Origin of the sequence: Pseudoxanthomonas suwonensis 11-1, from assembly GCF_000185965.1 — a bacterium.
Lineage (GTDB): Bacteria > Pseudomonadota > Gammaproteobacteria > Xanthomonadales > Xanthomonadaceae > Pseudoxanthomonas > Pseudoxanthomonas suwonensis_A.
Genome location: NC_014924.1, coordinates 2,582,895 through 2,595,186, shown reverse-complemented (window position 1 = coordinate 2,595,186; position 12,292 = coordinate 2,582,895). Strand labels below are relative to the sequence as shown.

At 72.3% G+C, this 12,292-nt stretch carries 15 protein-coding genes and 1 tRNA gene; 8 read left to right on the top strand and 8 right to left on the bottom strand.

Annotated elements, in window-relative coordinates; genetic code table 11:
- Positions 1-436: 436 nt before the first annotated feature.
- Entirely contained in the window at positions 437-859 is a 423-nt protein-coding gene (locus PSESU_RS11890; RefSeq protein ID WP_013536029.1) for a hypothetical protein, read from the bottom strand.
- Positions 860-981: 122 nt separating this feature from the next.
- Here PSESU_RS11890 and sufT point away from each other — a divergent pair, with 122 nt between their 5' ends.
- Complete coding sequence (gene sufT, locus PSESU_RS11885) at positions 982-1,533, top strand: putative Fe-S cluster assembly protein SufT (RefSeq protein WP_013536028.1); 552 nt, start codon at positions 982-984, stop codon at positions 1,531-1,533.
- A 187-nt stretch (positions 1,534-1,720) separates the two neighbouring features.
- On the opposite strand, the gene ybaK is transcribed toward sufT, so the two are convergent.
- The 4 genes from ybaK to wrbA all read right to left on the bottom strand — a co-directional run bounded on the left by ybaK (position 1,721) and on the right by wrbA (position 3,752).
- Positions 1,721-2,209 carry a Cys-tRNA(Pro) deacylase gene (gene ybaK / locus PSESU_RS11880; RefSeq protein ID WP_013536027.1) on the bottom strand — a complete coding sequence of 163 codons (489 nt, stop codon included), beginning with the start codon at positions 2,207-2,209 and terminating at the stop codon, positions 1,721-1,723.
- Between the two features lie 10 nt (positions 2,210-2,219).
- Positions 2,220-2,705, bottom strand: coding sequence for an asparaginase domain-containing protein (locus tag PSESU_RS11875; RefSeq protein ID WP_013536026.1), 486 nt, complete (start codon positions 2,703-2,705; stop codon positions 2,220-2,222).
- A 118-nt stretch (positions 2,706-2,823) separates the two neighbouring features.
- Positions 2,824-3,159 carry a DUF2069 domain-containing protein gene (locus tag PSESU_RS11870; protein ID WP_013536025.1) on the bottom strand — a complete coding sequence of 112 codons (336 nt, stop codon included), beginning with the start codon at positions 3,157-3,159 and terminating at the stop codon, positions 2,824-2,826.
- Positions 3,159-3,752: an NAD(P)H:quinone oxidoreductase gene (gene wrbA / locus PSESU_RS11865; RefSeq protein ID WP_013536024.1), complete on the bottom strand. Its 594-nt coding sequence runs from the start codon at positions 3,750-3,752 to the stop codon at positions 3,159-3,161. Before wrbA ends, PSESU_RS11870 begins: the two co-directional genes overlap by 1 nt.
- 77 nt (positions 3,753-3,829) lie before the next feature.
- On the opposite strand from wrbA, the gene PSESU_RS11860 reads away from it, so the two are divergent.
- From PSESU_RS11860 to PSESU_RS11850, 3 genes are read left to right on the top strand one after another with little or no spacing between them, the layout of a single operon-like run.
- A complete protein-coding gene (locus PSESU_RS11860) occupies positions 3,830-5,101 on the top strand; it encodes a YihY family inner membrane protein (RefSeq protein ID WP_013536023.1) in 1,272 nt (423 codons plus the stop codon).
- 3 nt (positions 5,102-5,104) lie between these two features.
- On the top strand, positions 5,105-5,665 hold the full coding sequence (locus tag PSESU_RS11855) for a TlpA family protein disulfide reductase (protein WP_013536022.1): 561 nt from the start codon (positions 5,105-5,107) through the stop codon (positions 5,663-5,665).
- A 2-nt stretch (positions 5,666-5,667) separates the two neighbouring features.
- Positions 5,668-5,934 (top strand): acylphosphatase, encoded by a 267-nt coding sequence (locus PSESU_RS11850; RefSeq protein ID WP_013536021.1) that lies wholly within the window; start codon positions 5,668-5,670, stop codon positions 5,932-5,934.
- Between the two features lie 6 nt (positions 5,935-5,940).
- Here PSESU_RS11850 and moaB read toward each other — a convergent pair whose 3' ends face one another.
- From moaB to hemA, 3 genes are read right to left on the bottom strand one after another with little or no spacing between them, the layout of a single operon-like run.
- Entirely contained in the window at positions 5,941-6,462 is a 522-nt protein-coding gene (gene moaB, locus PSESU_RS11845) for a molybdenum cofactor biosynthesis protein B (RefSeq protein WP_013536020.1), read from the bottom strand.
- Between the two features lie 43 nt (positions 6,463-6,505).
- Positions 6,506-7,588: a peptide chain release factor 1 gene (gene prfA, locus PSESU_RS11840; protein ID WP_013536019.1), complete on the bottom strand. Its 1,083-nt coding sequence runs from the start codon at positions 7,586-7,588 to the stop codon at positions 6,506-6,508.
- A complete protein-coding gene (hemA, locus tag PSESU_RS11835) occupies positions 7,560-8,870 on the bottom strand; it encodes a glutamyl-tRNA reductase (protein WP_013536018.1) in 1,311 nt (436 codons plus the stop codon). Before hemA ends, prfA begins: the two co-directional genes overlap by 29 nt.
- 212 nt (positions 8,871-9,082) lie before the next feature.
- On the opposite strand from hemA, the gene PSESU_RS11830 reads away from it, so the two are divergent.
- The 4 genes from PSESU_RS11830 to PSESU_RS11815 all read left to right on the top strand — a co-directional run bounded on the left by PSESU_RS11830 (position 9,083) and on the right by PSESU_RS11815 (position 12,292).
- On the top strand, positions 9,083-10,732 hold the full coding sequence (locus PSESU_RS11830) for a tetratricopeptide repeat protein (protein ID WP_233275292.1): 1,650 nt from the start codon (positions 9,083-9,085) through the stop codon (positions 10,730-10,732).
- Entirely contained in the window at positions 10,729-11,349 is a 621-nt protein-coding gene (gene lolB, locus PSESU_RS11825; protein ID WP_013536016.1) for a lipoprotein insertase outer membrane protein LolB, read from the top strand. Before PSESU_RS11830 ends, lolB begins: the two co-directional genes overlap by 4 nt.
- Complete coding sequence (ispE, locus tag PSESU_RS11820; protein WP_013536015.1) at positions 11,346-12,212, top strand: 4-(cytidine 5'-diphospho)-2-C-methyl-D-erythritol kinase; 867 nt, start codon at positions 11,346-11,348, stop codon at positions 12,210-12,212. Before lolB ends, ispE begins: the two co-directional genes overlap by 4 nt.
- 3 nt (positions 12,213-12,215) lie before the next feature.
- Positions 12,216-12,292: transfer RNA gene (locus PSESU_RS11815), tRNA-Gln, on the top strand.

The following is a 12,292-nucleotide window of genomic DNA, read 5'->3' as shown; positions in this document are numbered from 1 at the left end:
CGACGTAGTCCGGGTCCGTGCATTCCTCCGGGAACAGCGATGCCGAAAAGCAGGTTTCTTTCTGCGAGGAGTAGTAGCGCGTGCCCCAGGTCGCGCCCCAGGGCCCGTTCTCCCAGTCCAGGCTGGCTTCGCGAGGTGCTGCTGGAAGGACTCCGCGCGCAAGACCGCCAGCGGCAGGTGGAGGACCCGCGCGCCGGCATGCACCTGGTGGCCTGGCTACACGGTCGCGACGCCGCGGCCGGCGATGCGCTGATCGCACATGCCCAGGGGCGCGGCCTGGGTCTCTACGCGATCGCGCCGTACTACTTGGCCGCCGGGCCGTGCCGGCCTGCTGCGTGGTTTCGCCAGCCTGACCACGGCCGGGATCCGCGAGGCCGTCGCGCTGCTCGGCCGATGCCTGGACGACGCCGCCTGAACCCGTTGCCGCTGGCGGAAATCAGCGTCCTGCGCGCAGGGCCAGCGGCAGCGAAAGCGCCAGGAACAGCAGGTCGATCCGGGTATTGGCGAGCTGGCTGAGGGTCAGCACGTAGTGCGCGCCCATCTTCGGCACGGCCTGCCAGGGGGCCATGCCCATCTGCGCGCCGATGTGGCCGGAGGCGATGCCCCACTGCACCGCCACCACCACCAGCACGGTGCCGGCCAGCCCCAGCAGGGCGCGGCCCCAGCCCGGGCTCATCCCGCCAAGACGCAGCATCAGGCCCATTTCCAGCGCCGCCAGCAGCGCGATCCAGCCATGCTGGCGGCCGCTGGCCAGCCCGAGCGAGCTCCACGCGACCACCGTGGTGGCCATGCCGAGCAGCAGCAACGGCAGCCACAGCCATGCGCGGCGGGATCGTGGGCGAAGCGGGGCTGCGGGCATCTGGCCGGTCCGGACGGGGCGGCCAAGCATACGCGCAGCGGCCATGCGCTAGAATGAGCGCCTCCCAACAGCCTCGATGGCCGTCGCTTGCAACCGCGGGCGGGCTGCCCCATATCCGCCCCATGTACTCCCGCAGCAGCGAACCCGTCCGTTTCGAGCGCGACTGCGCCGCCGTCATGGTGCCGCAGGGCGAATCGGTGACCCTTCCGGCCGGAAGCGTCGGCTACATCACCCAGGGACTGGGCGGCAGCTACACCGTCTTCGTCGAAGGCAACCTGTTCCGCATCGCGGGCAAGGATGCCGACGCGATCGGCAAGGAAGTCCCGCCGGAGCTGGACCTGCCCGCCGACGCGAGCGACGAGGAAGTCGAGGCCATGGTCTGGCGCCAGCTGCGCACCTGCTTCGACCCCGAGATCCCGTTCAACATCGTCGACCTGGGCCTGGTCTACGAGGCCAACCTCAAGCACCTGGATGACGGCAGCCGCAGCATCGACGTGAAGATGACCCTGACCGCGCCCGGCTGCGGCATGGGCGAGATCCTGGTCGACGACGTGCGCAGCAAGCTCGAGCAGATCCCGACGATCACCAACGCCGACGTCGAGCTGGTGTTCGACCCGCCGTGGGGCCGGCACATGATGTCCGAGGCCGCGCGTCTCGAGACCGGGATGTTCTGAGGCCGCAACAGGTACTCCGGCGGCGTGGCGTCGGAGTACGTGACTGGTGATTGGGGATTCGTGATTCGTGGGCACTTCGCCCGGACACGGTTCTACGCCGCATGCTGGGGATAAGCGTCTCCGCTGCGAACAGGTCCTTGTTCTGATCAATCCCGGGATGCGCTTCGCTTATCCGGGCTACGTCGGGCTACGGGCGGCTGATCGCCGCCACCTGTGCCTGCAGCACCCGCACCGCATCCGCCGGCGCCAGCTCCAGCAGCAGGCCGCGCTGGCCGGCATTGATGAACACGCTTTCCTGCGCCAGCGCGTCCTGCTCGAACCAGGTCGGTGCCGGGCGCTGCTGGCCGAACGGGCTGATCCCGCCGACCTTGTAGCCGGTGCGGCGCTCGGCCTCGGCCACTTCCATCATCCGCGCGGCCTTGCCGCCGGTCGCCGCGGCCAGGGCCTTGGGTTGCAGCTGGCGATCGCTGGGCAGGACCACGCACACCGCCCGGGCATCGACCCAGGCCATCAGCGTCTTCAGCATCCGCGCCGGCGCGATGCCTAGCGCGGCGGCCGCCTGCAGGCCCTTGCCGCCGGCAGCGGCCTGCGCATCGGCGTCGTAGTCGTACGGGTGCAGGCGATAGGCCACGCCGGCGGCATCCAGTGCGCGGGTGGCACGGGTCGCCTTCGACATGGCCCGTGCCTCAGGCCGGCTCGAAGCGGTTGGCGGCTACGTTCTTGCGCACCCGCGCCGGGTCCCAGATCAGGCCGTTCATGGCGATGTAGACGCCGGCCGGCAGGGTCTGCACCGCGCCGATCGCACAGCCGATGTTGAACTCGGCATCCGAACCGCGGAACCGCGCGGGGCTGAGCGCGCCGGTCATGACGATGGTCTTGTCCGGGATCGACTTCAGCACCAGGCCGGTCTGGACCATGCTGTCGGTGCCGTGGGTCACCAGCACGTGCCGCGCCGGCTGCGCGGCGATGGTGGCGCGCACCAGCTCGCGGTCGGCGTCGGTGATGTGCAGCGAGTCCTTGCGCAGGATCGGGATCACGCTGAAGCGGAAGTTCACCCCCAGCTCGCGCAGGATCATGCCGATCTGCGGCTCGCCGATCTGGTAGTCGGACTTGTCGTCGAAGTAGATCTTGTCGATCGTGCCACCGGTGGTGACGATCAGCAGTTCTTCCATGGAACGGCTCCTGCGGCGCGGCCATGGCCACGCCCGTGAAGGTGGGGGCGGCGCCGGGCGCCACCGCGAGGCGCGATTATCGCGCCGCCCGCGGGAAAGGTGCGACTGAAACCTTCGCTCAGCCCCGGCGGCCGAAGCGCGCCTTCAGTCCCGGCCAGCTGGAGGCCGTCACCACCACGAGCGAAAGCGCGATCGTCGTCCAGGCGAACAGTGCACCCTCCGGATGCGCCCAGGCGTGCATCACCCCGTGGCTGAACCAGAACAGGGCCAGCACGCCGGACCAGAACGCCGCCTTGCGTCCGCCGCGCCAGGCCGGCACCGCCAGCAGCAGCGGCGGCAGGGCGAACACCAGCAGGGCCGCGGCGGCGTGGCGGTCCTCGCGGAACCAGGCCATGTACAGCACGGCCAGTGCCAGCAGGGCGATGCCGAGGATCCGGTGCGAGGGCGCGCGCATCAGCGGGCCAGCCTGGCGGCGATGTCGGCCAGGCGCCGACCGAGGGCGCGCGCGAGCACCGCCTCCTCCCCGGTGGGCTGCGGATCGTCGTCGCCTCCGGCCACGTGGCTGGCGCCGTAGGGGGTGCCGCCGCTGCGGGTGCTGCTCAGCAGCGGCTCGGTGTAGGGAATGCCGACGATCATGCAGCCGTGGTGCAGCAGTGGCACGTGCATGGTCAGCAGGGTCGATTCCTGGCCGCCGTGCAGGGTGGCGGTGGACGTGAACACCGCTGCCGGCTTGCCGGCGAGCACGCCGCTGGCCCATTCGCCGCCGAGTCCGTCGAGGAAGTGCTTCACCGGCGCGGCCATGTTGCCGAAGCGGGTGGGGCTGCCCAGGGCCAGGCCGGCGCACTCGGCCAGGTCGGCGCTGGTGACGTAGGGCGCGCCGTCCTCCGGCACCGGCGGCGCCGCCTGCTGGGTCACCGCCGCGACCGGCGGCACCGTGCGCAGCCGCGCCTGCATGCCCGGGACTTCCTCCACGCCGCGCGCGATCTGCCGCGCCAGGCGCGCGACCGAACCGCCGCGGCTGTAGTAGAGGACCAGGATCTCGGCCATGCGTGGTGCTTCCCAGGTGTGCGAGGGCGCCAGTATCGACGATGCGGCGCGCACGGCGCATCGGGTAGGCTTGCGTGATGGGCATCGGGGGTCTGACCGGCAGCTGGCGGGAACGTGTGCGCGACCGCGCCCGCGCGGTGTCGTTCGCACGTTTCCTGTGGCACCGCTTCGTCGACGACCGCCTGTTCCAGGCCGCCGCCGCGCTGGCGTACACCACCGCTTTCGCCCTGGTGCCGCTGGCGGTGGTGGTGCTGGGCGTGCTGGCCGCCTTCCCGGTCTTCGACCAGTGGAGCAACGCCCTGGTCGACTACGTGTTCTCCAACTTCGTGCCCAGCGCCGCGCGCGCGATCGAGTCCTCGCTGGACCGGCTGGCCGAAAATTCGCGCCAGCTCACCGCCGCCGGCGTGGTCGCGCTGGTGGTGTCGCTGCTGGTGACCCTCAACAGCGTCGAGTCCACCTTCAACCGCATCTGGCGGGTGGCCAGCGCACGGCCGCGGCTGTCGCGCTACCTGGTGTACTGGACGGTGCTGACCCTGGGCGCGCTGCTGGCCGCCGCCTCGCTGTCGATCTCGGCGCGGATCTTCGCCCTGCCGCTGTTCGCCACCCCGGAGGGCCGCGCCATCGCCCACCTGAGCCTGAGCCTGGCGCCTGTGCTGATCGAGCTGGCGGTGGTGGCGCTGGTGTACAAGGTGGTGCCGCACCACACGGTCAAGTGGCGCCACGCGCTGGCCGGTGCGGTGCTGGCGGTGCTGGTGCTGGAGACGGTGAAGGCGGGCCTGGGCGTGTACCTGGGCAGCTTCCAGGGCTACCAGAAGCTGTACGGCGCACTGGCGTTCGTGCCGATCCTGATGCTGTGGATCTACCTGGGCTGGATCGCGATCCTGCTGGGCGCCTCGCTGGCCTCCTCGCTGGCGGCGTTCCGCTACCAGCCGGCGGCGATGCGCCTGCCGCCCGGCTACGAGGTGTATGCGCTGCTGCGCCTGGTGGGCCGCTTCCGCGATGCCCGGCGCGAGGGCCATGGCCTGCATACCGCGCGGATCCTGGAGCTGGAGCCGATGCTTACCGACTCGCTGCTGCAGGAATTCCTCTGCCAGCTGGCGGAGATCCGGGTCCTGCGCCGGGACGAGCAGGGCGAGTGGCTGCTCGGCCGCGACCTGGACGGCGTCGCCCTCGGCGAGCTGTACGAGGCCTGCGGCCTGCGCATCCCGTCCGACGAGGCCTGGCTGCCGTGCCGCGAGGACGCACTGGGCCAGGACGCCACCACCGTGCTCGACGCAATGCGCCTACCGCTGCGCGACGTGCTGCGCCGCCCTGTCGGCGCGCTCTATCCCCAATCCCACGGAGACTGAAAGATGCGTTCCCCCATCCTCGGGCTGGCCATGCTTGCCCTGCTGTGCGCCTGCGGGCGCCAGGACCCGCAGGCTGCCACCGATGCCACGCCTCCCCCGGCCGCCGAGGAGGCGCCGCCGGCGCTGGACACCCCGGGCGTGGTCCAGGAAACCGTCGATTACCCGGCCTTCACCGGCACCACGGTGGACGGCCAGCCCTACGACCTGGCCGCGCTGCGCGGGCGCTGGGTGGTGGTGAACTTCTGGGCGACCTGGTGCAAGCCGTGCATCAAGGAGATGCCGGAGCTGTCGGCCCTGCACGGCACCCGCGAGGACATCGACGTGGTCGGCCTGGCCTACGAGGACATCGAGCTGGCGGACATGCAGGCCTTCCTGCAGGAGCGTCCGGTCGCCTATCCGGTGGTGATCCTCGATCCCTACGCGCCGCCGGGCGACTTCGCCACCCCGCGCGGGTTGCCCATGACCTATCTCATCAACCCCGAAGGCAAGGTCGCGCGCCGCTTCCTCGGCCCGGTGACCGCAGCCGACATCGAACTGGCGGTGGCCGGCAAGGTGGAGGGCTGAGCATGCACGGTGCACGTTTCCTGGTCAGCGGCCGGGTCCAGGGCGTTTACTACCGCGCCTCCACCCGCGAGCAGGCCCGGCGCCTGGGACTGGATGGCAGCGCGGTGAATCTGCCCGACGGCCGGGTCGAGGTGATCGCCACCGGCGCGCCGGAGGCGATCGACGCGCTGGAGCAGTGGCTGCGCGTGGGTCCGCCGACCGCGAAGGTCGAGACGGTCGAGCGCTATCCGTACCAGGAGCGGGGGCCCGAAGGTTTCAGCGTCGGCTGACGGCGCTCAGGCCTCGCGCAGGCGCGGGCGCAGGCCGGCGAGGTTGCAGGGGCGGGTACGCGCGTCCAGCTGGTGGACGATGATCTTCTCCCAGGCCGTGCGGCAGGCCGAGGTCGAGCCGGGCAGGGCGAACAGGAAGGTGGCGTTGGCCACGCCGGCGAAGGCACGCGACTGCAGCGACGAGGTGCCGATCTCCTCCACGCTGATCGCGCGGAACAGTTCGCCGAAACCCGGCATTTCCTTGTCCAGCAGCGGCAGCAGCGCCTCGGGCGTGGAATCGCGCCCGGTGAAGCCGGTGCCGCCGGTGACCAGGATGCCGTCCACCGCCGGTTCGGCGATCCAGGCCGAGACCAGCGCGCGCAGGCGGTAGCGGTCGTCAGGCAGGAGTCCGCGTGCGTGCAGCACGTGGCCTGCGGCCTGCAGCGCGCCGGCGAGGTAGTCGCCGGAGCTGTCGTTGTCGGGGGTGCGCGTGTCGGACACGGTCAGCACGCACAGCTGCAGCGGGACGAAATCGGTCTGGGCGGTCATGCCCCTAGCCTAGCGCGGGTGGCGGTGCCCGTGCCCCGTGAACTTATTCGGTGGTCAGGCGGGCCAGTTCGTCGGCCTGGTGCTCCTGCTGCAGGCGGCTGACCAGCGGGTCCAGGTCGCCTTCGAGGATATTGGGCAGGTCGTACAGGGTCAGGCCCTCGACCCGGTGGTCGGTGATCCGGCCCTGCGGGAAGTTGTAGGTGCGGATGCGCTGGCTGCGGTCGCCGCTGCCCACCTGCAGGCGCCGGCTCTCGGCCTGCGCGGCCTGCTGTTTGCTGCGCTCGGCGTCCAGCAGCTGCGCCTTGAGCCGCTTCATCGCCTTGTCGCGGTTGGCGTGCTGGCTGCGCTCGGTCTGGCTCTCCACCACCAGGCCGCTGGGCAGGTGGGTGATGCGGATCGCCGAGTCGGTCTTGTTGACGTGCTGGCCGCCGGCGCCGGAGGAGCGGAAGGTGTCGACCTTCAGGTCGGCCGGGTTGATCGTGATCTCCTCGATCTCGTCGGCCTCGGGGATGATCGCCACGGTCGCCGCCGAGGTGTGGATGCGGCCCTGCGATTCGGTGGCCGGCACGCGCTGCACGCGGTGGGTACCGGACTCGAACTTCAGCTTCGAGTACGCGCCGCGGCCGACGATGCGCGCCACGATCTCCTTGTGGCCGCCGTGCTCGCCCGGGTTGTCGGATTCGACCTCGACCTTCCAGCCCTGGCGCTCGGCGTAGCGCGCATACATGCGGAACAGGTCGCCGGCGAACAGCGCGGCCTCGTCGCCGCCGGTGCCGGCGCGTACCTCGAGGAACAGGTTGCCCTCGTCGCGCGGATCCTTCGGCACCAGCAGCAGCGCCAGCTCGTGGTCCAGCTGCTCCAGGCGCCCGCGCGCGGCGGCGATCTCCTCCTGCGCCAGTTCGGCCAGCTCCGGGTCGTCGCGCATGGCCTCGGCCGTGGCCAGGTCCTCGCGGGCACGGGCTTCGGCCGCCAGCGCGGTGGCGACGGGTTCGAGCTGGGAAAACTCGCGCGACAGGTCGCGGAAACGCGCGGGGTCGCCCATCACGCCGGGGTCGGCGAGCAGGCGTTCGAGTTCTTCGCGGCGCTCGGCCAGCGCTTCAAGCTTGCGGCGCAGGCTCGGGGTCATCGGGCATCCGGGGCGGGGGCAGGTTGGCGACCGCCGGGTGCGAATACGGGGCGCGGGCAGGGAACAGGCGGTCGGCGGCGCGCGCCAGCCCGGTGTCGCCGGCCAGCGCGGCCTCGCGCAGCGCGGCCGTCGGCGGGTGCAGCAGCCGGTTGGTCAGGGTGTGGGCGAGGAACTGCAGGACCTCGTCCGGGTCGCGGCCGGAGGCCAGCTGCTGGCGGGCACGGGCGAGGATCTCCTCGCGGGTGGCGTCGCCCATGGCGCGCAGCCGGCGCAGGCTGTCCTGGCGCTCGCCGGCACGCACGGTTTCCATGAACCGCGACACCTGCAGGTCGATGATCGCCTCGGCCGCCTCGGCGGCCTCGTGGCGGCCGCGGCGGTTGTCCTCCACCGCGCGTTCGAGGTCGTCGACGGTGTAGAGGTAGGCGTCGTCCAGGCCGGATACGCCGGCCTCGATGTCGCGCGGCACGGCCAGGTCGAACAGCAGCACCGGCTTGCGCCGGCGCACCGCCAGCGCGGCCTCGACCTGGCTGCGCAGCAGCACCGGTTCGCGCGCGGCGGTGGCGGAGAACACGATGTCGGCCTCGGCCAGGTGCCGGTCAAGCTCGGTCAGCGGCAGTGCGTAGCCGCCATGGCGCGCGGCCAGGTCCTGGGCGTGGGCGAGGGTGCGGTTGGCCACCAGCAGGCGGCCGACGCCGCCCTTGACCAGGTGGCGGGCCGCCAGCTCGATGGTCTCGCCGGCGCCGATCAGCAGCACGGTCGAATCCGGCAGCCGCGCGAACGAGTCCTGCGCCAGGCGTACGGCGGTGGAGGCCACCGAAACCGGGTTCACGCCGATGCGGGTGTCGGTGCGGGCGCGCTTGGCCACCGAGAAGGTCTGCTGGAACAGGCGGTCGAGGCGACCGCCGAGGGCGCCGTGCTCGCGTGCCTTCGCCCAGGCGTCCTTCACCTGGCCGAGGATCTGCGGCTCGCCCAGCACCATCGAGTCAAGACCGGTCGCCACCCGGAACAGGTGGCGCACCGCGTCGGCGTCGCTGTGGCGGTACAGGTAGGCGGAAATCCCCGAGCCGTGGGTCTCGAGCCAGTCGGCCAGCACCTGGCCGTCCTCGGCCACCGCATAGACCTCGGTGCGGTTGCAGGTCGACAGCAGCGCGGCCTCGGCCACCCCGGGCAGCGCACGCAGCGCGCCCAGCGCACGACCCAGCGCATCGCCGGCAAAGGCCACCCGTTCGCGCAGGTCTACCGGCGCGGTCTGGTGGTTCAGCCCGAGGAGCCAAAGCGTCATGTTCAGGTGCTTGCGTTAATCTGCTGGCTTGTTTGGGCCGCCATTTTACGGCCCGGTGGGTGCCAATGCCCGAATTGCAGATTTACAACCGCGCGGCGGTGCCCTCCCGGACCGCCGCGCTCCGTTCCAGGGGCGCCGGCTGGCGCCGGCTGCCGCTGCTGCTGGCCCTGGCCCTGGCGCCCGTGGCCCAGGCCGCCGGGCCTGATAAAGGCATGCCGCCGGACACCCTGGCGCCGCTGATGGCGGGCGAGTTCGCCCTGCAGTCCGGGCAGCTGGACGAGGCCGCGCGCTGGTACCTGGAGGCGGCCCGCGCCGCCGGCGATGACGAGCCTCTGGCCGAGCGCGCCACCCGTATCGCGATCCTGGCCAACGACGACACCCGCGCCGCCCAGGCCCTGCGCCTGTGGCGCGCCCGTGCGCCGGAGTCGCCGGGCATGCTCGCCGCCAGCGCCACCCTGGCCCTGCGCGCCGGCAAGCTGCGCCAGGCCGGCAAGGACCTGGAAACGCTGCTGGAGGACGGCGACCCGCGCGGCTGGCGCTATGCCTCGGTCGCACTCAATGGCGGCCGCGACCCGCAGGCCACGGCCAGGGTCCTGGACCGCCTGGTCAAGCGCGGGGCGATCCCCGACGACCTGGCCGCCTGGCAGGAGTTCGGGCGCATGGCCCTGCGCCTGGACGACCCGAAGCTGGCGCGGCGGATCATGGACGAGGTGGTGCGCCGCTTCCCGGGCGAGCCGCGGGTCGCGCTGCTGCGTGCTACCCAGCTGCAGCAGGCCGGGCAGGCCGACGAGGCCCGCGCGATCCTGGCCCAGGTCGAGCCGCAGGCGGCGGTCGATCCGGAAATGCGCGCGATGCTCGCCATCGCCTACGAGACGGTGCGCGACCTCGAGGCCGCGGCCCGGGTGATGGCCCAGGGTCCGCAGGACACCTCCAGCTACGGCGTGCGCGCCTCGCTGCTGGCGCGCGCCGGCGACAACCGGGCGCTGGCCACCCTGTACGAGGAACTGGCCGAGGACGCCACCCGCCCGGATCCGACCCGGCGCCTGCTGCTGGGCCGGATCGCCGAGTTCCTGGAGCGCCCGGCCGAGGCCCTGGACTGGTACCGCGGCGTCGCCGGCGGCCCGCACCGGACCGAGGCGCGGATGCGCGCGGCCGTGGCCCTGCACAACCTCGAGCGCCGCGACGAGGCCTATGCCGAGGCGCGCGCGCTGCAGGACGACGCTTCGGTGGCCGACGAGGCCCGCCGCGAGGCCTACCTGCTGGAGGCCGAGATGCGCCAGCGCGAGGGCGACGACGCCGGCGAGCTGGAGGTGCTCGGCCGCGGCCTGGCCGCCTGGCCGGACGATCCGGACCTGCTCTACGCCCGTGGCCTGGCCTGGGAGCGCCAGGACTGGATCGACCGCGCCGAGGCCGACCTGCGCCGGGTGCTGGTCACCGACCCGGAGAACGTGGCCGCGCTCAACGCCCTCGGCTACACCCTGGCCGACCGCACGGACCGCTACCGCGAGGCGCTGGAGCTGATCGACCGCGCCCGCACCGCCGAGCCGGACAACGCCGCCATCATCGACAGCTACGGCTGGGTGCTCTACCGCCTGGGCCGCAACCAGGAGGCGCTGGTCGAGCTGCGCCGCGCCTGGGGGCTGATGAAGGACCCGGAGGTCGCCGCCCACCTCGGCGAGGTGCTGTGGCGCATGGGCAGGCGCGCCGACGCGCAGCGCTATTTCGAGGAGGCGCGCGCGCTGGATCCGGACAACCGCGCCCTGCGCCGCGCCCTGGAGCAGTTCGGGATCACCCTGCCGCCGGCCGAAGGCGCCGGCGAGGCCCCGGCCAAGCCCGCAACCGCCCCGGAGGCTGCCCGATGAAGACCTGTCTGCGCCTGGCGGCGCTGCTGCCGCTGCTCTGGCTGGCCGCCTGTACCACCGCCCCGCGCATCCAGGCCCCGGCCGTGCCCATGGCCGAAGCCGAGCGCCAGCAGGCACAGCGGCGCGAGGCCCTGGAGGCCCTGCCGGCCTGGTCGCTGGCGGGCAGGGTGGCGATCAGCACCGCGCAGAAGGGTGGCAGCGGCCGCCTGGAATGGTCGCAGCAGGACGGTGCCTACCGCGTCTCGCTGAGCGCCCCGGTCACCCGCCAGAGCTGGTCGCTGTCCCTGGATCCCGAGGGGCGTGCCCTGCTCGAGGGTGTCGAGGGCGGTCCGCGCCAGGGTTGGGACCCCTCGCTGCTGCTGCGCGAGGCCACCGGCTGGGAGATCCCGGTCCACGAACTGGGCTGGTGGGTGCGCGGCCTGGAAACCCCGGGTGCCGCCGGAGTGGAGTACGGTCCCGACGGCCGCCTGCAGCGCATGCAGGCCTCCGGCTGGACCATCGAGTACCAGGAATGGTTGCCGCCGCAGGACGGCTTCCCGGCCATGCCGCGGCGCCTGCAGGCCGAGCGCGGCACCGCCCGGGTGCGGCTGGTGGTGGACGGGTGGAGCGCTCCGTGAGTGGATGGACCGAGTGGCCGGCCCCGGCCAAGCTGAACCTGTTCCTGCGCATCACCGGCCGTCGCCCCGACGGCTACCACGAGCTGCAGACCGTGTTCCGGATCCTCGACTGGGGCGACACCATACGCTTGCGGGTGCGCGAGGATGGGCAGGTGGTACGCCACGGCACTTCCGCGCCGGGCGTCGCCGAAGCCGATGACCTCACCGTGCGCGCCGCCAAGTTGCTGCAATCGCACGTCAATTGCGAGCTGGGTGCGGACATCTCCGTCGAAAAGCGCGTTCCTGCGGGCGGCGGGTTCGGTGGTGGCTCATCCGATGCCGCCACCGTGCTGCGCGCGCTGGACCGGCTCTGGAGACTGGGCCTGCCCGAGGACGAGCTTGCCGCCCTGGGCCTGCGCCTGGGTGCGGATGTCCCGGTATTCGTCCGCGGCCGCACCGCCTGGGCCGAGGGGGTGGGTGAGAAGCTGGTCGCGCTGGACCTCCCGCCGGCCTGGTACGTGCTCGCCGATCCCGGCGTCCACGTGCCGACCGCCACCCTGTTCGCAGCCCCGGATTTGACGCGTACTGCCGCGCCCGCGAAAATAGCCGACTTCACCGCCGGCTCCGTGCTCGACAATGCGTTCGAGCCGGTGCTGCGCAGCCGCGAGCCAGCCGTGCAGGCCGTGTTCGATGCGCTGGCCCAGGTCGGGGAGCCCAGGCTCACCGGTACCGGCAGTGGATGCTTCGTCGAGTTTCCCGACCGTGGCAGTGCCGAATCGGCGCTGGCGCGGTTGCCTCGCGGGTTGCGTGCCTGGCTCGCAACCGGCGTGGTCCGCTCGCCGCTGCTGGACGCGCTTGCGCGCCCGGCGGAAGTGGAACCCTGACACAGGGGCGTCGCCAAGTGGTCCAAGGCACCGGGTTTTGATCCCGGCATCCGCAGGTTCGAATCCTGCCGCCCCTGCCA